The sequence below is a fragment of the Nonomuraea mesophila genome, assembly GCF_004352805.1.
Taxonomy (GTDB): Bacteria; Actinomycetota; Actinomycetes; order Streptosporangiales; family Streptosporangiaceae; genus Nonomuraea; species Nonomuraea longispora.
Genome location: NZ_SMLD01000010.1, coordinates 38,796 through 59,088, shown reverse-complemented (window position 1 = coordinate 59,088; position 20,293 = coordinate 38,796). Strand labels below are relative to the sequence as shown.

At 71.0% G+C, this 20,293-nt stretch carries 21 protein-coding genes; 5 read left to right on the top strand and 16 right to left on the bottom strand.

Going from position 1 to position 20,293, the window contains the following annotated elements; genetic code table 11:
- Positions 1-75: 75 nt before the first annotated feature.
- Positions 76-654: a DUF6879 family protein gene (locus tag E1295_RS06110; protein ID WP_132628682.1), complete on the bottom strand. Its 579-nt coding sequence runs from the start codon at positions 652-654 to the stop codon at positions 76-78.
- A gap of 175 nt (positions 655-829) precedes the next feature.
- Between E1295_RS06110 and E1295_RS06105 the strand changes: the two genes are divergently transcribed.
- Positions 830-2,308, top strand: a complete 1,479-nt coding sequence (locus tag E1295_RS06105; protein WP_220448559.1) for an alpha/beta fold hydrolase — start codon at positions 830-832, stop codon at positions 2,306-2,308.
- 77 nt (positions 2,309-2,385) lie between these two features.
- Here E1295_RS06105 and E1295_RS06100 read toward each other — a convergent pair whose 3' ends face one another.
- Entirely contained in the window at positions 2,386-2,964 is a 579-nt protein-coding gene (locus tag E1295_RS06100) for a TetR/AcrR family transcriptional regulator (protein WP_132628681.1), read from the bottom strand.
- A 28-nt stretch (positions 2,965-2,992) separates the two neighbouring features.
- Positions 2,993-4,510 carry an MFS transporter gene (locus E1295_RS06095; protein ID WP_132628680.1) on the bottom strand — a complete coding sequence of 506 codons (1,518 nt, stop codon included), beginning with the start codon at positions 4,508-4,510 and terminating at the stop codon, positions 2,993-2,995.
- A gap of 264 nt (positions 4,511-4,774) precedes the next feature.
- Here E1295_RS06095 and E1295_RS06090 point away from each other — a divergent pair, with 264 nt between their 5' ends.
- Positions 4,775-5,341: a kinase gene (locus E1295_RS06090; protein WP_246079871.1), complete on the top strand. Its 567-nt coding sequence runs from the start codon at positions 4,775-4,777 to the stop codon at positions 5,339-5,341.
- On the opposite strand, the gene E1295_RS06085 is transcribed toward E1295_RS06090, so the two are convergent.
- The 6 genes from E1295_RS06085 to E1295_RS06060 form a co-directional block, all read right to left on the bottom strand.
- The gene (locus tag E1295_RS06085; protein ID WP_132628679.1) at positions 5,283-6,218 is read right to left on the bottom strand and encodes a DUF6891 domain-containing protein; all 936 of its coding nucleotides are present in this window, start codon (positions 6,216-6,218) and stop codon (positions 5,283-5,285) included. The two genes, E1295_RS06090 and E1295_RS06085, sit on opposite strands and share 59 nt — an antisense overlap.
- A gap of 9 nt (positions 6,219-6,227) precedes the next feature.
- On the bottom strand, positions 6,228-7,025 hold the full coding sequence (locus E1295_RS06080) for a polyphosphate polymerase domain-containing protein (protein ID WP_132628678.1): 798 nt from the start codon (positions 7,023-7,025) through the stop codon (positions 6,228-6,230).
- Positions 7,022-7,573, bottom strand: coding sequence for a DUF4956 domain-containing protein (locus E1295_RS06075; RefSeq protein ID WP_132628730.1), 552 nt, complete (start codon positions 7,571-7,573; stop codon positions 7,022-7,024). The genes E1295_RS06080 and E1295_RS06075 overlap by 4 nt, the downstream gene beginning before the upstream one ends.
- Positions 7,574-7,661: 88 nt before the next feature.
- Entirely contained in the window at positions 7,662-8,324 is a 663-nt protein-coding gene (locus tag E1295_RS06070) for a response regulator transcription factor (RefSeq protein ID WP_132628677.1), read from the bottom strand.
- The gene (locus tag E1295_RS06065) at positions 8,321-9,730 is read right to left on the bottom strand and encodes a sensor histidine kinase (RefSeq protein ID WP_220448558.1); all 1,410 of its coding nucleotides are present in this window, start codon (positions 9,728-9,730) and stop codon (positions 8,321-8,323) included. The genes E1295_RS06070 and E1295_RS06065 overlap by 4 nt, the downstream gene beginning before the upstream one ends.
- An 80-nt stretch (positions 9,731-9,810) precedes the next feature.
- A complete protein-coding gene (locus E1295_RS06060) occupies positions 9,811-10,185 on the bottom strand; it encodes a hypothetical protein (protein ID WP_132628676.1) in 375 nt (124 codons plus the stop codon).
- 167 nt (positions 10,186-10,352) lie between these two features.
- On the opposite strand from E1295_RS06060, the gene E1295_RS06055 reads away from it, so the two are divergent.
- Positions 10,353-11,135, top strand: coding sequence for an SDR family oxidoreductase (locus E1295_RS06055; protein ID WP_132628675.1), 783 nt, complete (start codon positions 10,353-10,355; stop codon positions 11,133-11,135).
- Here E1295_RS06055 and E1295_RS06050 read toward each other — a convergent pair.
- The 7 genes from E1295_RS06050 to E1295_RS06025 all read right to left on the bottom strand — a co-directional run bounded on the left by E1295_RS06050 (position 11,125) and on the right by E1295_RS06025 (position 16,685).
- The gene (locus E1295_RS06050) at positions 11,125-12,615 is read right to left on the bottom strand and encodes a hypothetical protein (protein WP_132628674.1); all 1,491 of its coding nucleotides are present in this window, start codon (positions 12,613-12,615) and stop codon (positions 11,125-11,127) included. The two genes, E1295_RS06055 and E1295_RS06050, sit on opposite strands and share 11 nt — an antisense overlap.
- Positions 12,612-13,340 (bottom strand): ABC transporter ATP-binding protein, encoded by a 729-nt coding sequence (locus tag E1295_RS06045; RefSeq protein WP_132628673.1) that lies wholly within the window; start codon positions 13,338-13,340, stop codon positions 12,612-12,614. The genes E1295_RS06050 and E1295_RS06045 overlap by 4 nt, the downstream gene beginning before the upstream one ends.
- A complete protein-coding gene (locus tag E1295_RS06040; RefSeq protein WP_132628672.1) occupies positions 13,337-13,909 on the bottom strand; it encodes a peroxiredoxin family protein in 573 nt (190 codons plus the stop codon). The genes E1295_RS06045 and E1295_RS06040 overlap by 4 nt, the downstream gene beginning before the upstream one ends.
- Positions 13,906-14,475 (bottom strand): MauE/DoxX family redox-associated membrane protein, encoded by a 570-nt coding sequence (locus E1295_RS06035; RefSeq protein WP_132628671.1) that lies wholly within the window; start codon positions 14,473-14,475, stop codon positions 13,906-13,908. The genes E1295_RS06040 and E1295_RS06035 overlap by 4 nt, the downstream gene beginning before the upstream one ends.
- A complete protein-coding gene (locus E1295_RS06030) occupies positions 14,469-15,368 on the bottom strand; it encodes an SDH family Clp fold serine proteinase (RefSeq protein ID WP_166427101.1) in 900 nt (299 codons plus the stop codon). Before E1295_RS06030 ends, E1295_RS06035 begins: the two co-directional genes overlap by 7 nt.
- Complete coding sequence (locus E1295_RS48515) at positions 15,365-16,384, bottom strand: MvdC/MvdD family ATP grasp protein (RefSeq protein ID WP_342775838.1); 1,020 nt, start codon at positions 16,382-16,384, stop codon at positions 15,365-15,367. Before E1295_RS48515 ends, E1295_RS06030 begins: the two co-directional genes overlap by 4 nt.
- Before the next feature lie 91 nt (positions 16,385-16,475).
- The gene (locus E1295_RS06025) at positions 16,476-16,685 is read right to left on the bottom strand and encodes a hypothetical protein (protein WP_132628669.1); all 210 of its coding nucleotides are present in this window, start codon (positions 16,683-16,685) and stop codon (positions 16,476-16,478) included.
- A 164-nt stretch (positions 16,686-16,849) separates the two neighbouring features.
- Here E1295_RS06025 and E1295_RS06020 point away from each other — a divergent pair, with 164 nt between their 5' ends.
- Together E1295_RS06020 and E1295_RS06015 are read left to right on the top strand one after the other, a co-directional pair.
- Entirely contained in the window at positions 16,850-19,693 is a 2,844-nt protein-coding gene (locus E1295_RS06020; protein ID WP_246079870.1) for a helix-turn-helix transcriptional regulator, read from the top strand.
- 113 nt (positions 19,694-19,806) lie between these two features.
- Positions 19,807-20,226: a helix-turn-helix domain-containing protein gene (locus E1295_RS06015; protein WP_220448557.1), complete on the top strand. Its 420-nt coding sequence runs from the start codon at positions 19,807-19,809 to the stop codon at positions 20,224-20,226.
- Positions 20,227-20,293: the final 67 nt, after the last annotated feature.

Genomic DNA, 20,293 nt, shown 5'->3' with positions numbered 1-20,293 from the left:
CCGAGGCTCGCCACCGGGGCATGGAAGCTCTGCGAAGATCGGGTACACCTCGTCGGAATATGAGCGCCGCGCCGGTCAGGTCGGCACCCGCGGTGCGGTGAGCGGGACGATCTCGCGCTCGTAATACCCTTCGAGCGTCTCCCCCGCGGCGAACAGCTTGTCCAGCTCACCCCGGCAGGCGGCGATCACCTCCTGGTCGTCGATCCGCCGGGCGCCGCTGTGGGCGCCCAGGGCGTCGTACGTCACCTCGTACATCACCGAGGTCCCCAGCACCACGAGCTCGGGCAGCCGCCGGTCGATCTCCAGGTCGGCCACCTGCTGGGCGGCGAGCACCCGCACCTCCTCGCGCACCTGGCCGCGCGAGGCCAGCACGTGCATCTCCCAGCGCAGGTAGGAGGTGATGCACGGCTCGACGATCCGCAGCCGCCTGCGCGCGAACCCAGCCGCCGCGGCCCGCCCGTCGCCGGCCAGCTTGAGCGAGCGCTCCCAGTCGCCCTGCACCAGCGCGCCCGGCCCCGCTGCCGCGTCGAAGCCCTGCACCCGCTGGAGTTTCCACACCACGTCGTCGGTCCGGCGGTAGCTCGGCCAGAAGTCGTCGAGGTAGTCGTCGGCGCCCAGCAGGACGGCCGGTATCTGGTGGATGCGGTCAAGCATGAAGACTTCCCTCGGGGCGGCCATCGCTGCAGGTCGTTACGGTGCCTATCACCGGTCAGCCCCCGGATAAACGAACGTTGTTCCGCGTTATGGCACATGTGGACCCTAAGTGGATCTAGCATGGCGCCCTTCGACGATTGGACACTATATGTGGAAAATTCTCACTTCCTTACTCATGCTCATCGCCACGGTCGTGCTCATACCACCGGCCGCGGCGAGTACGTCGACGATCTCGTGGAAGCCGTGCGCGGAGGACTCCGCGGTCGACTGCGGGACGCTGACCGTGCCCCTCGACTGGGGCGACTCCGGCGGTGAGACGATCAAGCTGGCGCTGGCCCGGCGTAAGGCCACGGACCCCGGGGCGAGGATCGGCTCGCTGGTCGTCAATCCCGGCGGCCCCGGCGGCTCGGGTGTGCAGACGGTGGTGCAGAACCGGATGCGCTTCTCCCCGGAGATCACCAGCCGGTTCGACATCGTGGGTTTCGACCCGCGCGGGGTGGGAGGCAGCCATCCCATTCGCTGTTCGCGAGAGCTCGCCTCGCAGGCGCCTGATCCGTTCCTGAAGAACCAGGCCGAATTCGAGCGGCTGCTCTCGCACAACCAGCGGTACAAGAAGGACTGCCGGGCCCGCACCGGCCCGCTGTTCGACCATGTCGACACCGTCAGCGTCGCGCGCGACCTCGACGCCATGCGGGAAGCTCTCGGCGACGACAAGCTCTCCTTCTACGGCATCTCCTACGGCACGCTGATGGGGCAGATCTACGCCGAGCTCTTCCCCCGCAACGTGCGCGCTCTTGCGCTCGACAGCAACATGGACCACAGCCTGGGCACCAGGGCATTCCTGGACACCCAGGCGTGGACGACCCAGGATTCCTTCGACGAGTTCGTGAAGTGGTGCGGCAAGACCACGTCGTGCGCCCTGCATGGCAAGAACATCCGTACCTTCTGGGCGAACCTGCTGGCCCGCGCCGAGCGCGGCGAACTGCACTATCCGGGAGAGCCGGACGTCCCGCTCACCAAGCTGCTGCTCATCTATGAGGCGACGGGCGGATCCTTCGGCCCTACCTGGGCCGATCTGGCCGATTTCCTGGTGGCGGCCGACAGCGGCAGCGGCAAGGCGAGATCGATGCTCAAGCCACTGCCCAAGCAGGAGGAGATCAAGGACGCGACCCAGGTCTTCTGCCTGGACTATCTGCTGCCGATCCGGAATTACCGGGAGTACGCCGCGCACCTGAAGAGTTCTCGGAAGATCGCCCCCGACATGCTGGCCGGCCCCGAGGCGCTGGCCACGACGGCCGCGTGTCTCGGCCAGCAGGCCCCGATCCCCAATCCGCAACATCGCCTCAAAGTGTCCGGCCCCAAGCTGCTGGTGGCCAACGCCCTGCATGATCCCGCCACCGGCTACAACTGGGCCGTGAGCACGGCGAAGCAACTGGGCGCCGCGGGCAGGCTGTTCACGTACGAAGGGTGGGGGCACCGCATTTACGACCACGGCGAGTGCGCCGTCAACGGCATCGACCGCTATCTGGTCGCGCTCAAGTTGCCGGCCAAGGGCGCCCGATGCCCCGCCGTCCCGCCCTCCGCATCCAAGAAGTCCGCCTACGAACCACCTCCCGGACCCGTCCCAGGTCTCCCGGGCTGGGTGAGGTCGTAACGTCACAGCGCGAGCCGTGCCCGGGCCCGCCGGGCACGGCCGTCCGGCGAGACCACCGCCCTCGGCGCGAGGACCGGTCAGTGGCTGGTGGCGCCGGGCCGGAGGCCGAGCGCTTGCCGCAGGACGGCATGCACGTGTTCGGGGTCGGCCGGCGCGTTGTCGATCAGGATGGCGGCGCAGAGACCGTCAGAGGTCGCGACGAGCGCGGTCACGGCATCAGGCGAGTCGGTGCAGTGCCCGGCGAGGTCGGCGACGCTCTCGCGCCAGCGGCGGGCGATGGGACGTAGGGCGGGTCGCCGGGCGGCGAGCGTGGACAGCTCGCGTTCGGCCAGGGCGCGGTCACGTCCGGCGCCCGCGGATTCGGCGATGAGCTCGGCGAGGCCGCGAAGCTTGTCGTCGCGGTGGTCGATGATGTCGCGGATGCGCGCGGTGTAGGTCTCGACGATGCTGGTCAGGGCGGCGACCAGCAGGTCGTCGATGGTGGCGAAGTAATAGGTGCTCAAGCTGACGGGTATGCCGGCTTCCCTGGCGACGGTGCGGTGGGTCACACCGGCCGCGCCGTCACGCTGGACGACGGCCAGGGCGGCTTCGATGATCTCAGCCCGGCGCTTCTGTCCTCTGGCCCTGCGTGCGTCCGTCACCCTGTCGTCGCCCATGCCCCCTCCTGAGCACAAGGTTAGACGATCACGAGTTCGTTTCTCCGATGGGGCGGATGTGCCCCAGCCTCAGCAGGCACAGCAAGGTCACGGCCACGATCGCGGCTCCCGCGGTGAGGGAGGTGATGTTCAGCCCTGTGGTGAACGCTTCCCGCGCGCCTTGAAGGGCGCCTGGGGGAAGCCTGTCGGAGACGGCCACGGCTCCGTCCAGGCTGGCGCCGGCGCGGGCGGCGATGTCGGGCGCCACCTGCGACGGCAGCCCGACCTGCGAACGGAAGACGGCCGTGGTGAGGCTGCCCAGCAGGGCGACCCCTGCGGCGAGCCCGAGTTCCTGCACGGTTTCCGACATCGCCGCCGCCGATCCGGATTTCGTGGCGGGAGCGGCTCCGACGACGATGTCGGTGCCCAGCGCGGCGATGGCCCCCAGACCGAAATAGACGAATGCGAACCCGATCACGACGCTCACCGCGCTGCCGGTGTCCGCCGTGACGAGGAGCGCGTAGCCGATGAGGGAGAGCCCCTGGGTCGCCGCCATGACCTTCCCCGGCCGCCAGCGCGCGGCCACGACAGGGGCGCCGATGGCAGCGGCGAACATCGCCAGCGCCGGTGGCCCCATCCACAGGCCGGCCTCGGCCGGTGAGAGCCCTTCGACCAGTTGGAGGAACTGGGTGACGAGGTACATGGTGCCTCCCACGCCGACGAGCCCGATCAGCAGGACCGCCAGGGCGGCGGAGAAGGCACGGTCGGCGAACAACGTCACGTCCAGCAGCGGGGAGGTGAGCCGGAGTTGCCTGCGGACGAAGGCGACGCCCGCTGCCGCGCCGACCAGCAGGAGCAGCAGCGTCCACACGTCAGCCCCGTGCGTGGCGAAGCTCTTCACCGCGTAGACCACCGGCAGGATGGCGGCCAAGGACAGGGTGACGCTGATGAGGTCGAGGCGCCCTTCGCCCGGCGCCGCGTACTCGGGCAGCAGGGCGCGCGCGCCGGCCAGGACGACCAACGCGACCGGTACGGCGAGCAGGAAGGCCGCCCCCCACCAGAACCGGTCGACCAGGGCGCCGCCCACGATCGGACCGGCGGCCATGCCGAGGGCGAACATGGTGGCCCACACGCCGATGGCCACGGCGCGCTGGCGCGCGTCGGTGAACATGTTGCTGATCAGCGACAGCGTCGAGGGCATGAGCGTGGCGCCGGCGATGCCGAGCAGCGCTCGGGCCAGGATCAGCAGGCCGGCGTTCGGCGCGAACGCGGCGACGACCGAAACGGCGGCGAACGCGGCGACACCGATCATCAGCAGGCGCCGCCTGCCGATCCGATCGCCCAGCGTTCCCATCGTGATGAGGAAGCCGGCCACGAAGAAACCGTAGGCGTCCATGATCCACAACACTTGCCCAGGAGTGGGGTCCAGCTCGGCGGCCATGCTCGGCGACACCAGGTACAGGACCGTGACGTCCAGCCCCAGCAGCACGGTCGGCAACGCCAGCAGCCCCAGGCCGAACCACTCCCGCACCCCGGCACGCGTCGGTGCGTTCTTCTCCGTCAACATATTTGAACGATAGTACAAGTAGTACCATCGTTCAAAATGTTGGGAACACCGCCGGCAGGTCCCGGTCCCCGATCCGCAACATCGCCTCAAGGTGTCCGGCCCCACGCTGCCGCCTACGAACCACCTCCCGGACCCGTCCCAGGTCTCCCGGGCTGGGTGAAGTCGTAATGTCACAGCACGAGCCGTGCCCGGTCCCCGCCGGGCGCGGCCCGCCTGCCCGGTGGTGCGCGCCGGGGTGCTTCTCGCACGAACTAGCCTGGTGCGGTGCGTACGTGCTCGGACGAGACGCAACTGATCGTGCTGCGCGGCAACTCCGGCTCGGGCAAGACCACGGTCGCCCGCGCCATCCGCGACGCCTACGGCCGGCGCGGCCTCGCCATCGTCAGCCAGGACCTGCTGCGCCGCGAGATCCTGCGCGAGCTCGACGAACCCGGCGGCGTCAACATCGGCCTCATCGACACCGTCACCCGTTATGCCCTCGGCCACGGCCACCACGTCGTCCTGGAGGGCATCCTCACCGCGGCCCGCTATGGCGACATGCTCACCGCGCTGCGCCGCGGCCATCCGGGCCGCTGCCACTTCTTCTATCTCGACGTCTCCTTCGAGGAGACCCTGCGCCGCCACACCACCCGCCCCCAGAGCAGGGAGTTCGGGGCGGACCTGATGCGCGGCTGGTACGTCGAGCGCGACCTGCTCCCCGGCGCCCGCGAGACCGTCATCGGCCAGGCCAGTTCGCTGGAGGAGACGGTCAGGTGCATCGTGTCGCGGACGTTCACCACGGCACCGTCTCCACCTCCCCCAGATCCGCCAGGGTGGTCCGCCCGTTCGTGACGTGGACCGTGATCAGCTCCAGCGCCTCGTCGACGGTCACGTGCCGCCCGTGGAAGCACCGCGCCTCCGGGTCGGGCGACTCCGCCCACAACCGCATCTCCTTCTCCCACGCGAACTGCAGGGTCGGCCCCGGCCGTCCGTGGTAGCTGACGAAGTTGCCGGCGTACGGGGTCATCCAGAGCAGCAGGTCGCGGCTCTCCTGCACCGTCAGGTCCACGGGGGCGTCGGCCGCGAGCGAGGTGTAGTCGCAGAAGGTGACCGGCACGGTGGGACCGGCGGACGGCGGCTGCGCGCCCGGGTGGTCGGCCAGCGGCCCGAAGCGCCGTCGCCGCCAGTCGAGCGGCACGTCGATCCGCTGCCGGACGTCGCCGTCCCACTCGGGCTCCAGCCCGCGGCTCCGGCAGGCGGCCACGATCTCCGCGCCGATCCCGGCGGCGTCACCGTCGCCGGTGGCCCCGTAGGCGAGCATGACGCCGCCGCCCCCGGCCGCCGCCTGGGCGTCCTGCTGGTGGTAGAAGGCGTAACCGCGCATGCCGGGGAGGTCGCCGAGCTCCCCGCCGATCTCCGTGCTCGCGCAGTTTTGACAGCAGGTGTAGCTCTCGCGCGACAGGATTCCGGCCATCGCGAGGTCGATCATGGCCATGCTCAGCCGGTCGCAGTCGGTGACCTGCGGCCACGTCGCCTGCGCCGCGAGGTGGCCGGCGAACGCATGCCCGGCGATCTCCTCCGCCGTGCGCACGAAGAGGTCGTGGTCGTCGGCCCCCATCTCCCACACGTCCACGGCGTCACGGATCACCTGCTCGAACGTACGGCGCCCGATCGCCACGTTCATGCGGATATGAGCGGTGAGGGTCTTTCGCAGCAACTCGTCGTCCATGGCCGAGCACTATGCCACCTGGCTGAGACAGGAACGGCTCTCCCGGGGCGCGAGATAGCGCCGTACCACCGGACGCCAGCGGTTGCTGCCCGGCAGGTCCCGTAGCGCCGCCATGCCGATGCAGTATTTGCTCACGCTGACCGGCCGCACCCCCATCTCGCGCAGCACCCTGTCGACCAGCGCCCTGCCGTCGGCCGACTTCGACTCCAGCAGCACCAGGTCGCGCCGGGCGGGCACGTGCCCACGCCCGTCGTGGCAGAGCAGGCCCGTGTCGCAGGTGATCCGGGCCGCGCCCGCCCGGTCGATGAGCGTCACCCGCCGGTAGTCGGTGGACAACACCGGTCCGAGCCCGGCGGGCGGGGACAGACGCAACTCGCCGACCAGGGTGTTGTGCACGAAATCGCGCGCCTCCTGGGTGAGGACGTGCGCGGGCACGCCGTCGTACGGGATGCGGTGTTTGTCGGTGCTGCCGCGCGCGCCGCTGAGCTTGAGCTCCAGCCAGCGCCCGCCGCCGTCCAGATAGGTACGGGTCCGCAGCTTGAACCTGCGCCGTCTCCCCTGCCGGTGCTGGCGGAAGGTGAGCAGGTCGGGGGTGTCGAAGTAGGTCGAGGTGTAGCGGAACTGGCGTCGCCCGCCGATCCGCAGCACGGAGAGCCGGTCCCCCAGCTCCCCCGCCAGCCGGGCCATGGTCGCGCCCGTCACGAGATATTTGCGGTCGACCCGGCTCATCAGCTCGGGCACGTCCGCCAGCCCGACCGGCCTGGCGGCCGCGGCCACCCCGGCGAGCAGCACGTCCGCGTCCGTCATCGCCGCACCCCCATCGCGCTCGGCGCCGTCTTCGGCATCGCGTAGCGCACGTCGACCACGGTCACGTCCCGCACATAGTCGACCTGGGTGACCACGCAGTGCAGCACCCGCGCGCGCAGCCGGCTCTCCAGGTCGGCCCGGAGCAGGTCGGGGTCGGCGTGCACGACGTCCAGCGTCACGACCTGCTGCCGGGTGCGGCCGAGCAGCCGGGGGTGGTCGGCGACGTACATGATCGCCAGCAGCACGCCGTTCAGCAGCAGCGCGGTCAGCGGCCACGCCCCGGCCAGGCCGTTGACCAGCCCCAGCACGATCGCGATGAAGTAGTAGGCGATCTCCTGCTGGGTGATCTCGCTGGACCGCAGCCGGATGATCGACAACACCCCGAACAACCCGAACCCGACCGCGATGTCGACCCGCTGGACGAGCAGCAGGGACACCACGGCGAAGATGCCCACGTTGAGCGCGACGTAGGCGAACAGCAGGTCGCGCCGGTGGTGCCGCCGATAGTAGAGCCCGTAGGCCAGCGCGACGATCGCCGCGAGGTCCATCACCAGCCCGGTTGCCACGTTTTCTCCCTCTGTAGTGCCGTCGATGAACAGCCTCTATGGAGGGGGTGAAGCGACCGTGAGGTGATGATTAGGCCGCTCTCATCCGGTAGCCGGTGCCGCGCACGGTCTCGATGCGCTCGGCGCCGATCTTGCGGCGCAGGTAGCGTACGTACACGTCCACGACGTTGGAGCCCGGGTCGAAGTCGAAGCCCCACACGTGGCTGAGCAGCTGTTCGCGGGTCAGCACCTGGTCGGGGTGGCGGCAGAAGATCTCCGCCAGCGCGAACTCCCTGGCCGACAGGTCGACCGAGCGGTCCCCGACGTACGCCCGCCGCGTGCGCAGGTCGAGCGACAGGTCCGAGACCCGCAGCACGGTCACCTCGGGGGTGCGCTCCGCGCGCAGCCGCAGCCGCACCCTGGCCAGGAGTTCCTCGAAGGCGAAGGGTTTGGCGATGTAGTCGTCGGCGCCGCCCTCCAGCCCCGCCACCGTGTCGCTCACGCTGTCACGCGCGGTCAGGATGATCACGGGCATGGTGACCCGCGACTCGCGCAGCCGCCGCAACACCGTGAACCCGTCGCTCAGCGGCAGTCCGATGTCGAGGATGAGCAGGTCGAACCCGCCCCCGCAGGCCAGATCGTACGCGGCGACCCCGTCGCCGACCACGGCGGTCACGAAGCCGTTGGCCCGCAGCCCCTTCTCCACGAAGGAGGCGATCCTGGACTCGTCCTCGGCGATGAGAATACGGTTCACCACTGCCTCCACACCTGCCGCAGCGGCAGCGTCATGACAAATTTCGCTCCTCCGCCCGGAGCCTCCGTCACTTTCACGTCGCCTCCATGGGCCTCGGCGATGGACTTGACGATGGCCAGCCCCAGGCCGGCCCCATCGTGGGCGCCGTCATGGGCGCCGGTGCGGCCGTTGCCGCGGACGAAGCGCCCGAAGATGCGTTCGCGTTCGGCGGGCGGCACTCCCGGGCCGCTGTCGCGTACCCACAGCTCCACGTGCTGGTCGCGGACGGCGGACCCGACGGCGATCAGGTCGCCGTCGGCGGTGTGGCGCACGGCGTTGGCCGCCAGCTGCATGAGCGCCTGCGTGAGCCGCTGCCGGTCGGCGGGCATCCCCGCCTCGGCCACCTCGTCGACCCGCCACCGGCGCTCGCCCAGCGCACGGGCCTTGGCGACCACGCTGACCGTCAGGTCGGCCAGCTCCACGTCGTCGACCGTGAGGAAGCCGGGCTGCTCGGCCTTGGCGAGAGTCAGCAGGTCGTCGACGATGCGGTTCATGCGGTCGAGCTCGTCGGTGACCAGGGCGATGGTCTCCGCGCGGTCGGCGGGGTCGTCGCCCATGAGCTCCAGGTGACCGCGGATGACCGTGATCGGGGTACGCAGCTCGTGACCGGCGTCGTCGAGGAACCGCCGCTGGCCGACGAACGCGCGCTCCAGCCGGTCGAGCATGTGGTTGAACGTCCCGGCCAGCGCCGCCACGTCGTCGTTGCCGGGCACGTCGAGCCGGCGCGTGAGATCGGTGGAGTCGCTGATCTGCTCCGCGGTCTGCCTGACCAGCCGTACCGGTGCGAGCACCCGCCCGGCCACCAGCCAGCCGGCGCCGCCCGACAACGCCATCGCGGCCAGCGCCGACAACCCGAGCGTGCTCACCGCCTCCACGATCTCGTCGCGGTGCCGCTCGTAGAAGATCGCCACGACGAAGTGGCCCTGTCGGGGGTCGCCCTGCACGCGTACGGGGATCACGGCGTACTTGACCGGGCCCTGCGCGCTCTCCACCGTGCCGCGCTCGGCCTCGGTGGCCTCGGCCAGGTCGGCGACCAGCTCGGCGTCGGTGTCGAGGCGGACGGGCGGCGGGATGGCGGTGACCTTGTGCGCCTCGCCGTCGACGATGCTGAAGAAGGTCTCCCACCGGTCGGGCGTGTTGACCGACAGATAGCCGTCGAGCAGGTCGTCGAGCGCGGTGAACGAGTGTCCGGTCTCCGGGTGGACGTAGGCGCGCAGCTTGTCGACCTCGTTGCCGATCTCCAGGTTGATCCGGCTGTCGAGCCGGGCCAGCAGGACGGACCAGGTCGCGAAGATCGACACTGACAGGGCGAGGCCGACGACGGCGAGCATCCAGCCCACGATCCGGGCACGGGCGCTCACCCGCATGCGCCCTCCCCGTCAGTCGTCATCATCAGTCGCCATCAGCCGTCACCGGCCCAGTCGTCACCCGTCGCCACCGGTCGCCATCAGTCGTCATCATCATCGTCGTCGTCGTCACCATCATCGTCATCATCGCCGCCCCCCGGCCTCGGCGAGGGTGGTCTGACCGGCTCCGCCTTCGTCTTGCGAGGTGTGGGGCCCATGCTGGGGCGGGGTTCCGGGCTCGTGGACGGCGAGCCGGAAACCGCGGGCTCGGAGGTCTGCTGTCCGCTCGGAGCCGGGTCGGACGTGCGGGGGTCCGAGGTTCGGGGGTCGTACGCGCCGCGCCCGTCGGACGAGGGCGTCACCACGACCGGCCCGCCCAGGTCGGGCTCCTCGGACGCCTGCACCAGCCCCACCGACATGAATCCCGCCACGGCCGCCGCCAGGACGAGCAGGATCACCGTTCCCCGCTGCTTCATGAAGCCGAGCATGATGGCTTTCGAGGAGACCACGCTGAGGCCCGGATGAGAGAACTCTCATCTGAGGCCCGCTCCACCACAGTAGAATCATGTTCTGGCACCGGCCGGCTCGCTCGGAAACAGCTCGGGCTCGGGCCGGTCCGGGCTCGGGTACGGGAGGAGCACGGATGCGCGTACAGGGCAAGGTCGTCGTCGTCACGGGCGCGGCCGGCGGGATCGGCAGGGCGATGGCCCGCAGGTTCGCCGCGGAGGGAGCGGCGGGCGTGGTGGTCGCCGACCTCGACGCCGCCGGGGCGAGCGCGGTGGCCGCGGAGATCGGCGACCGGGCGGCCGCCGTACGCGTGGACGTGTCGTCCGAGGAGGAGGTCGCCGCGCTCGTCGAGACCCCGTTCGGCCCTGTCGACCTGTTCTGCTCCAACGCCGGCGTCATCGACGGCCACGGCCTGGACGCCTCGGACCAGGACTGGAACCGCCTCTACGCGGTCAATGTGCTGGCCCACGTCCACGCCGCCCGCGCCGCCGTACCGTCCATGATCGCTCGCGGCGGGGGCTACCTCCTCAACACCTGCTCGGCGGCCGGGCTGATCAGTTGCCCCGGCGACGCGCCGTACGCGGTGACAAAGGCGGCGGCGATCGCGTTCGCCGAATGGCTGGCCATCCACTACGCGGACAAGGGCATCGGGGTCAGCGTGCTGTGCCCGCAGGGAGTGCGTACGGCGATGCTGGAGCAGGGCCTGGAGGACGACCACCTGACCGCGCGGGCCGTCAAGGCGTCCGGGCCCATCCTGGACCCGGACGACGTGGCGGGCACGGTGATCGACGGCCTGGCGGCGGAACGGTTCCACATATTTCCGCATCCGGAGGTGGCGGAGTACGTACGCCGCAAAGCCGAGGACCCCGACCGGTGGCTCACCGGCATGTCCCGGTTCGTCACCTCACTCACGACCTGAGCTCGCCGGGGCGGCGGAGCGGCCATGGTGTGCGCGCGGCAAGGGCCGCACCGGCCCAGACCGCCACCGCCGCCGTCGACAGGCTCGCCACGACCATGGGCAGTGGCGCGTCCACGGCCAGCAGGCCCGCGCACGGCGTCCAGCCGAGCCCGCACACGGCCAGCGCGACCGTGAACCTCGCGGCGATCGGGTCGATGAGCGAGCCGGCCAGTTCGCCCGCGCCGCCGACGAGCACGGCGGTGATCGGAGCCAGCAGCACCCCGGCCCACCACAGGGGCGCCTCGACCACGGGCGAGAAGATCTGGGGCAACCACAGCGCCTCCAGCACCACGGCCGTGCGCGCCACTGGGAGGAGGTTGGCCCAGATCAGGACCCGCTCCATCCGCATGCCCGTCACCCGCGCGAAGTGGTGGTCGCGCTCGACGGCCACGCCTCCGACGAGATGCTCGCCCAGCAGATGCGGCACCGCCGGCAACAGCGGCACCCAGCCGTACGCGGGAGCCACCACCATGAGCCCCGCCACCGCCGCCAGGAGCAGGACGGGCATGACCAGGCGGTCGGCCAGCACCCGCCGCTCCTGCGCCAGCGCCCGGTAGAACACCGCCCGCTCACCGGTGAGTGCCGAAGGTGGCCTCAGCGAGGCGACCCCGGTCCGGAACCGCTCGGCTCCCAGCTCCTGACCGGAGTGGGAGTCGCGCAGCACCTCCTGCGCGCCGGCCCTCTCCCGCGCAGCCGCGTCGGCGGGCTCCTGGTAGCCGTCGGCCACGGCGATCAGGAGGGCCACTGCGCCCATCAGAGACGCCAGACCGGCCAGCAGCAGCGGCGCGGATCCCGGTGCCGGTTCGAACAGCAGTCCGGCCAGTCCCCGCACGAGCGGCGCGAGCCGTACCCAGGCCGCGGCGGGCAGGTCGGAGGCGTACGAGATCAGCATCGCCACGGCCCACGCCGCTCCGGCGACGCGCAGGGACACTCGCACCGGGGCGGGCCCCAGCGCCAGCAGGTGGCGTACACAGGCGACCAGCCCGAACAGCAGGAGCAGCACGGCGCAGGCAGCGGCCGGTTGCCACGCCCACATCGGGTCGAACCCCGCCCACCAGCGGGTCAGCGCTCCGGCGGCCAGGACCATCAGCGCGAAACGTGCCGGCCCGGCCAGCAGATGCCTGGCCAGCAGGGCGCGGCCGCCTCCGGGAGCGGTCAGCGACCACGAGGCGTCGGCGGTCGACAGCCGCAGCGGTGAGCGGCGCGTCGCGGTCAGCAACAGCAGGGGCAGGATCAGCGGCGCGACGGTGACGACCCGGTCGGCCACGCCGTCCTGGCCTGGAGGCGCGAGCGCGGTGATCCGCAACTGGAGCAGGGCCACCAGTGCCGCCCCTGCGGCCAGCAGCAGCATCCGCCACGGGCGCAGTTCCCGCACCCGCCGGGACCATGTGGCGAAGGAGAGATGGGCGAGGGCGCGGCTCGCGGCCGCGAACTCGTTCATCGGCTCTCCGCCGTCAGAGCGAGATAGACGTCCTCGAGCCCGGTTTGCCCGGCCAGCCCCGCCTGACGCACGAGGCTGGACAGGTCGCCGCCGGCGATGACCCGCCCGCGCTCCAGCACGATCACGTGATCGGCGATGCGCTGTGCGTCATGCAGGATGTGGGTGGCCACCACGACGGCCGCACCACCCGCCGCCAGGTCGGTGAGGGTGGCGCGCAACCGCATGGCGCTGTGGGGGTCCAGGCCGTTGAACGGCTCGTCGAGCAGCAACACCTCGGCTCCGTGCAGCAGCGCCATGACCAGGGCGAGCCGGCGCCTCAGCCCCTGCGAGAGCTCGTGGGGCAGCGCGTCGCGCCGGTCGGTGAGCTCGAACCGCTCGAGCAGCTCGCGGGCGCGGGGCTCCCATGCGCGCAACCGGTAGGCCAGGGCGACGAAGGTGATGTGTTCCCAGACCGACACTCCCGGGTACAGGTCGGGCTGCTCCGGCATGTAGGACGCCGTCTGCTGGGCCTGGGTGCTGCCGGGTGCGTGGCCGCCGACCAGCGTGGCGCCCGCGTCGAGCCGTACGAGCCCGGCCGCCGCCTTGAACAGCGTGGACTTGCCGGCCCCGTTGTGCCCCAGCAGCGCGGTGATCTGCCCGTACGCGCAGCGGAAGGTCGCGCCGTCGACGGCCGTCCGCTCCGCGAACCGTTTGACGGCCGCCTCGCACTCCCACGCCGCTGTCATCGTGCACCTACGACGTCCGCCTGCCAGCCGCGTACGAGGTTCTGCCAGCCCTGTGAACCGAGCGGGCCGCTGCCGCGCACCACGCCCGACTCCACGTGGCAGTACAGCGGCGTGGCCTGCCGCGGGTTGTAGAGCTCGCGCAAGGGGTGGCCCGGCGCGGCCAGCACGGTCCTGGCCGGGACGGCGTGTTCGGCGACCATGCGCTCGGCCTCGGCACGGCTTCCCGACTCTTCGTCGAAGACCACCATCACCAGTTCGCTCCCCGCCGACGCGGCCAGCGACCACAGCGCTTTCATGTGGGGGAGGTGCTCGTGGCAGCTCGGACAGTGGTGGGAGACGAAGACGAGGGTGAAGGCGCGCTCGGCGTAGTCCTCGGTGTCCAGCACCTCCCCGTCGAGCGTGGACGCGGAGAAGGCCGGCGCGGACGTGCCCTCCGGAAGTGTCAGGTCGGCCGGCTGATGGCGGAAGGGATCGAGCACGAACCTGAGCTTGGCCGCCATGAAGAGGGTCAGCGCCACCGAGCCGAGCAGGACGGCCCAGGTGAGGGCGAACATCGTCGTCGTGGTCATGAGAGGCTCTCCTTCGTGGCCGCCGCCTGCCGCGCCGGGCGCAGGATCAGGCTCACATCGGGCAGGCGCAGCCAGACAGTGACGAACAACAGGGCCATCACCGCGACGAGCGCGAGCGCGTCCGTACGCACGACACTCTGGTGCGACGTCAGCAGTTGCAGAACGAGCGCGGCGCAGGCGCAGGCGATCAGCCCGGCGTTACGGAGCAGGTCGAGCGCCGAGATGGGCTGCGTGCTGCGGCCGAAGCAGTTGCAGGAAACGCTCCGCCCTCTCAGCAGTGCCAGCGTGAGCTGGGCGGAGAACAGCAGCAGGAGACCCGCCGCGAGCGCGAGCCCCCACGTCAGCGCGGCGCCGCCGGCCGCGATCGACACGGCGGCGGTGGCCTCGGCCAGCACCACCGCGGTCGCGGCGGGCCGGGCCGCGCGGGCGGGCAGGCCCGACAGGTCGGCGGTCGCCTTCGTGAAGGCCGGCAGGTCGCGCAGCTTGGCCACGACCGCCAGGACGAAGACCAGGGCCAGGCTCAGGCGGAAGAACAGCAGCGCGTATTCGGGCAAGGGGCTCAGCATGTGCGTTCACCTCCGGGGTGGTCGAACTCCCAGTAGGGGCGGGGCGGCTGGTCGGGTGTGGGGGCGGTGAAGAGTCTGCGGGCGCGGAAGCCCTCGGCGTCGGCGACCATGCCGAGCAGGCCGCCGTTCTCGTCGCTGCGCGTGTGCCACTCGCGCAAGGGCTCGGCGCAGCGCCACATCAGCTCCTCCTCACGCGGGCTCGGCATGGTCACCCGGAGCCCCAGGCGCGCGATCTCGGCACGTGTGATGGCGTGGCCGTGGCTGTCGTAGCCGGAGACCAGTTCGTCGACGACGCGGGTACGTCCTTCTTCGCCCAGGCCGGGCCGCTGGAGGGCGATGAGCTCGCGTGCCGCCCTGCGGATGTTGCGGTCGGCCCGGTAGAAGGTGGACAGGGTCGTGGGGAACAGCCGCTGGCTCACGGCCGAGAAGATGTGCACCTGGTCGGCCTTCTGGTCCAGGCCGAACCACTCACCGGCCATCCTGGGCAGGAGCCGGATGTCCTCGGCGGAGATCCGGCCGGGACCCGCGGCCTGCTCCCCCGCGGCGGAGACGTGCGGATCGATCGGCCCCAGTTGCGCCATCGGACCCAGCACCAGCTCGTCAGCGGCCAGACACAGCAGGGTCCCCGCGGACTCGGCGTGGTCGGGAACGAGCACGGTCAGCCGGTCGGCGTGCTCGCGCAGCAGCAGGGCGATACGCCGCGTGGCGTCCACGTCGCCTCCGCTGGTGAAGAGCACGAGGTCGATGCGCTCGGTACGCTCGCGGCCGCGCAGGCACTCGTACAGGGCGTAGGCGTGCGTGGCGTCGAGGCGGTCGGCCAGCAGGGCGAGCGCCCGGCCACCGCGTACGCTCTCCAGCTCGGCCAGCACGTCGGCGACCACGTGCCCGCTCACGACGGCCGTCCCGCGTTGACCAGGCAGCCGGCCAGCGCATCTGTCATGCGCAGCTCCGGCACCCGCTCCTCGATGTAGAGGAACTGGCCGATGGGATTGTTCTCCAGGAAGACGTGGCGGCCGTCCGGAGTCAGGATGAGGTCGAGCGCGCCGAAGGTCAGGCCGTAGCTGTGCACGAACTCCAGGCATCGCCTCGCCACCTCGTCCGGCAGCCGGGCAGCCCGGTAGGGGACGTCCACCTCGAAGTGCCGCAGGTCCACCGCGGTCTCCGGCCGTGCCTGCGAGTGGATCTCGGCGGCGAAGACCTCGTCGCCGATGACGGTCACCCGCAACTCCCTGTCCTTGTCGACGTACTCCTGGAACAGGCAGGGGGTCAGGCGAACGGCGTCCAGCGCCGCCAGCTCGGCCTCCCCGAGCATGGTCGTCGGCATCTCCAAGGTCGTCGGCGGTGCGGGCACCGCCTCCGAGGTGGGCTCGACGGAGGCGAGCGCCGCGGGTCCCGTCATGCTCTTGAAGATCATCCTTTCCCCGCACTCGGCGTGGAAGGCGCGTGCCGCTTCCGGGTCGCTGGTGATGAGCGTGCGCGGCACCTCGAAGCCCATGCGTGCGGCCCGCCGCAGTTGCTCGGGTTTCCAGCTCGCCGCCCTGACGTCGCCCGGACGGCTCATCCAGTAGCAGTCCAGCGAGGCGAGCAGCCCGCCCATGGTCTGCTCCAGTTCCGCGACGGCGAAGGCGCGCTCCAGCGGCCCGAGCGCGGCCGACGGCCCGTACGGGTGGGGGCGGCGCAGCCACACCGACCGCACGCGCTCCAGGTCGGCGACCCGCTCGCCGGCGTTCATGTGAAATCCGCCCGTCCAGCGCGGGCCGCGCAGCGCCGTACGGATCACCGCCGCGTCGGGCAGGTCGTCGGAATTCAGCCGCACAGGTTCATGACCCCAGCTGTTCAGTTTTTTGATGACGACGTCGGCGTGCGGATCCATGGTGTTCGTGAATATTAATATCTGCGATTCCTGCATTTCTGCGGCCCGCCGGTTCGTAGGGATGTGAACGGGGTGGGGGCTCGGGGCGGACGCCGCGAAGGTGTCCGCCCCGAGCTGTCCCAGCGGGTCAGCAGCCGATGGGGCCGGTGTCCCAGAGCTGCCGGTTGTAGGTGATGCAGCCGCCGAGGGCGCACACCTTGAACTTGGTGCAGTAACCGGCGGAGACGTCCTCGCCGCCGACCCACACCTGCCGGCCGGCGTCGTAGGCGCCGGCCGGCTCGCCGGTCGCCTCGGCGGGGACGGTGCGTGCGATTCCCAGACCGAACGGAGCATTCATTTTCTGTTCCCTTTCTTTGGGGGCTTTCTTTCGGGCGATGGCTTAATAGTGCCGACGGCCGGGAGATGACAACAGTCACGAAAACACCTGACATCCGCGTGGTCAGGCAACCGCCCAGGCAATAGGGTTGAAGATCGTTGATCTCGCCCAACCGGAGGTCGTACGTGGACGGTCGAGTCAAGCGGCTCGTGGGAAGACAGGCCGAGCTCTCGGCGCTCGACGGTGTGCTGAGGACGACTCTCTCCGGGCGTTTCCAGCTCCTGGCGGTGACCGGTGAACCCGGCGTGGGCAAGTCGCGGTTACTCGATGAGGTGACGGCCAAGGCGGAGCAGCACGGCATGTGCGCGGCCAGGGGGTTGGCTTCGGAGTACGAGTCCGACCTGCCGCTCGCCCTGGTCGTCGACGCCCTCGACGAACGGCTGGCCGGCCTGCGTGAGGAGCTGGGCGAACGCCTCGACCGGCCGGCGATCTCCCTGCTGGCCTCCGTCTTCCCCTCTCTGGCCGGCGAACCGGCCGACGACGCGCGGCTGAGTCCGTTCACCCGCAACCGGTTCTACCGGGCCGTCAGGGGTGTACTCGAGGAGCTGGCCGCTCCCGGGGGTCTGGCCCTGGTGCTCGACGACGTGCACTGGGCCGACGAGGCGTCGGCGGAGCTGCTCGGCTATCTGATCCGCCATCCGCCCGACGGCAGTGTGCTCATGGCGGTGGCCTACCGTCCCGCGCAGGCCCCCTCCCACCTGGTCAAACTGGTGCAGCCCGGCAAGCACGCCCACCGGCTGACGGTGGATCCGCTGAGCCGTACCGAGGTGGAGGAATTTCTCGGCCCGGCGGCCGGCCCAGCCCGTTCACAGGCGTTGTACGAGGTCAGCGGCGGCAACCCGTTCTACCTGGAGGTCCTGGCCGACCTGGGTTCGCCGGTCATGGCCGAGGCGATGCCGGGCGGTCTGCCCGCCGACCTGCGTAGCGCGCTCAGGCTCGAACTCGACGCGCTGCCGCCCGACGCGCTGCTGGTGGCCCACGGCGCGGCGGTCGCGGGCGAGGAGTTCGATCTGCCGATCCTGGAAGTGGCCGCCGCGCTGCCGGAAGAGGCCGTCGCCGAGAGCATGGACCGGCTGGCCGCTCGCGACGTCATCCGCCCGGCCAGGTCGGCCAGTCGCTTCCGCTTCCGCCATCCCCTCGTCAGGAGCGCCGTCTACGACTCGGCGGGCGCCGGCTGGCGGGTACGGGCGCACGCGCGCATCGCCGCGTACCTGGCCGAGATAGGCGCGCCGGCCTCGCTGCGCGCCCACCACCTGGTGCAGTCGGCCCGCCCCGGCGACGGCGGCGCGATCCGGACACTGAAGGCGGCGGCGCAGTCGGCGGAGGAACACGCTCCCGCCACAGCCGCGCGCTGGCTGCAGGCGGTGCTGCGCCTGATGCCGGAGGAGGAGCCGGACCGGGTGGAGGTCCTCATGGAGCTGGCCAGGCTCCAGGCGATCAGTGGCCAGCTGCGCGAGGGCAGGAGCACGGCGCAGCAGGCGCTGCGGTTGCTGCCCGATTCCGATCACGCCCGACGGGCGTCGGTGGTCCGGCGCTCGGCCATGATGGACCGGATGCTCGGCCGGCCGGCCGAGGGGCAGGCCCTGCTCACGGCGGAGCTCAGCCGCATGCCGCACCCCCTGCTGCGCGCGGCGGTGCCCCTGCGGCTGCGGCTCGTCGGCGACAACCTCATGCGCGGCGACGTCCAGGCCGCTCAGCACTACCTGGACCTCATCCCGGAGATCCCCGTGGAGGAGGAGCCGGGCATGGCCGTGGCCGTGGCCGCGCTGCGGCCCATAGCGGCCTACTCGGCCGGGCGGGCGGACGACGCGCTCTTCCACATCGAGGCCGCGGAGCGCCTGGCCGGCAAGAGCTCCGACGAGCACCTGGCCGAATGGATCGACGCCTTGTCCTGGTTCTGCTGGGCGCAGACGTTGCTGGGCCGCCAGAAGCCGGCGCTGCACTGGTTCTCGCGCGCTGTCGCCGTGGCCCGGTCGACGGGCCAGACCTACATTTTGCCGAACCTGCTGGCCGGGCACGCCCGTACGCTCTGGCAGGCCGGCGAGCTCTCAGCGGCGGAGTTGGCGGCCGACGAGGCGACAGAGATCGGCAGATCCCTGTCGTCGGTGCAGTTGCTGACCTTCGGGCTGACGGAGCGCTGTCTGGTGGCGTCCTGGTCGGGACGGCACGAGGAGGCCCTGCGACACGCCGAGGAAGCGATGCAGGTGTGCGCGGGCAGAGAGGAGTCGTGGGCGGCCACCGCCCGCTACGCCGGCGCGCGGGCGCTGATCAACTCAGGCGAGGTGAGCGCGGGTGCTCAGGCGCTCGCCGAGGTCTGTACGCCGTCCGCCAGGATTCTCCTCGACCGGGCCACACTGCTGGCCTCCTACGAGACCATGGCCTTCGCCGAGATGGCCCAGGAGCGAGGCGAGCAGGCCACGCTGTGGGCCGAGCGCGCCACCCGCCTCGCCCCGTCCGCCTTACCCGCCTCCCAGGCGACGGCCCGGCTGAGCAGGGCCCACGCGCTGCGCCTCGACGAGCCCGCCGCCTCGGCCGAGCAGGCCGCACGCGCAGCCGAGGAGTTCACCCATGCCGGGCACTGGGTCGACGCCGGGCGCGCGTGGCTGGGCGCGGGCGCCGCCTTCACCGCCGCGAACGCGCGCGGCCCCGCGCGTACGGCCCTGCAGCGAGCAGCGGAGATCTTCATCCGATGCGGGGCCAAGCACCTGCTGGCCGAGACCGTACGAGAGCAACGAAAGATCGGGGTGCGCGTGCCGTCGTCACCAGGCCGCGCGGCGGGGCCGTTCGGGCTCTCGCGCCGCGAGATGGACGTGGCCGCGCTGGCGGGCGAGGGCAGCAGCAACAAGCAGATCGCCCAGCAACTGTCGATCAGCATCCACACGGTCGAGACCCACCTGTCGCACATCTTCACCAAACTGGGCGTCACTTCCCGTATCGGGATGAGGAACGCCCTCGATGGCTGGATCTGACCACCAAGAACCCTGATGCGGCGGATCGCGGGGAATCAAGGTTTACCGCGATGTTCGCCTGGCCCCTCGTCCCCCATGCTGAGCAGGTCCGTCACAGAGCTTGGGGTGCCTACATGACGATCGTCTCTGTTGTCTCACCATCGCCGGTTCTCACGCGCGGCCTGTCGGAAGTGCTCCATGAGGAGGGCATCGACGCCGCCACCATCACACCCGTCCTCGTACTGGTGGCCGGCGGGCAGCACGGCGGCCTGGTCGAGAAGGTCGTGGGAGTGATCCAGGAAGTGGTGGAGGACGATCCGCCCCTGCGTCACCCCGACCTGTCCAGCAGGGAGAACGAGGTTCTCCAGCGGATCGCCGGCGGCCTGACCCAGCAGCAGATCGCGCAGAGCCTGGGCATCAGCCGGCACACCGTCGACACCTACCTGCGCCGGATCAGGACCAAGCTGGGGCTGGGCAACAAGGCCGAACTCACCAGGGCGGCCGTGCTCGGCCATCATGCTGAGCCGACACTGACGGAGGGCCGGAGCGCCTGAAGCGCCGAGCGCGCCGGCCCGCATCGCGAACCGGACCCCGCCGTCGCCCGGCCACGGCTGCCCGGCG

Excerpts from the sequence above, each read along its gene's own strand:
- E1295_RS06110 (WP_132628682.1), bottom strand. The coding sequence starts at position 654 with ATGCTTGACCGCATCCACCAGATACCGGCCGTCCTGCTGGGCGCCGAC.
- E1295_RS06105 (WP_220448559.1), top strand. The coding sequence starts at position 830 with ATGCTCATCGCCACGGTCGTGCTCATACCACCGGCCGCGGCGAGTACG.
- E1295_RS06100 (WP_132628681.1), bottom strand. The coding sequence starts at position 2,964 with ATGGGCGACGACAGGGTGACGGACGCACGCAGGGCCAGAGGACAGAAG.
- E1295_RS06095 (WP_132628680.1), bottom strand. The coding sequence starts at position 4,510 with ATGTTGACGGAGAAGAACGCACCGACGCGTGCCGGGGTGCGGGAGTGG.
- E1295_RS06085 (WP_132628679.1), bottom strand. The coding sequence starts at position 6,218 with ATGGACGACGAGTTGCTGCGAAAGACCCTCACCGCTCATATCCGCATG.
- E1295_RS06080 (WP_132628678.1), bottom strand. The coding sequence starts at position 7,025 with ATGACGGACGCGGACGTGCTGCTCGCCGGGGTGGCCGCGGCCGCCAGG.
- E1295_RS06075 (WP_132628730.1), bottom strand. The coding sequence starts at position 7,573 with ATGGACCTCGCGGCGATCGTCGCGCTGGCCTACGGGCTCTACTATCGG.
- E1295_RS06065 (WP_220448558.1), bottom strand. The coding sequence starts at position 9,730 with ATGCGGGTGAGCGCCCGTGCCCGGATCGTGGGCTGGATGCTCGCCGTC.
- E1295_RS06060 (WP_132628676.1), bottom strand. The coding sequence starts at position 10,185 with ATGAAGCAGCGGGGAACGGTGATCCTGCTCGTCCTGGCGGCGGCCGTG.
- E1295_RS06055 (WP_132628675.1), top strand. The coding sequence starts at position 10,353 with ATGCGCGTACAGGGCAAGGTCGTCGTCGTCACGGGCGCGGCCGGCGGG.
- E1295_RS06050 (WP_132628674.1), bottom strand. The coding sequence starts at position 12,615 with ATGAACGAGTTCGCGGCCGCGAGCCGCGCCCTCGCCCATCTCTCCTTC.
- E1295_RS06045 (WP_132628673.1), bottom strand. The coding sequence starts at position 13,340 with ATGACAGCGGCGTGGGAGTGCGAGGCGGCCGTCAAACGGTTCGCGGAG.
- E1295_RS06040 (WP_132628672.1), bottom strand. The coding sequence starts at position 13,909 with ATGACCACGACGACGATGTTCGCCCTCACCTGGGCCGTCCTGCTCGGC.
- E1295_RS06035 (WP_132628671.1), bottom strand. The coding sequence starts at position 14,475 with ATGCTGAGCCCCTTGCCCGAATACGCGCTGCTGTTCTTCCGCCTGAGC.
- E1295_RS48515 (WP_342775838.1), bottom strand. The coding sequence starts at position 16,384 with ATGCAGGAATCGCAGATATTAATATTCACGAACACCATGGATCCGCAC.
- E1295_RS06025 (WP_132628669.1), bottom strand. The coding sequence starts at position 16,685 with ATGAATGCTCCGTTCGGTCTGGGAATCGCACGCACCGTCCCCGCCGAG.
- E1295_RS06015 (WP_220448557.1), top strand. The coding sequence starts at position 19,807 with ATGACGATCGTCTCTGTTGTCTCACCATCGCCGGTTCTCACGCGCGGC.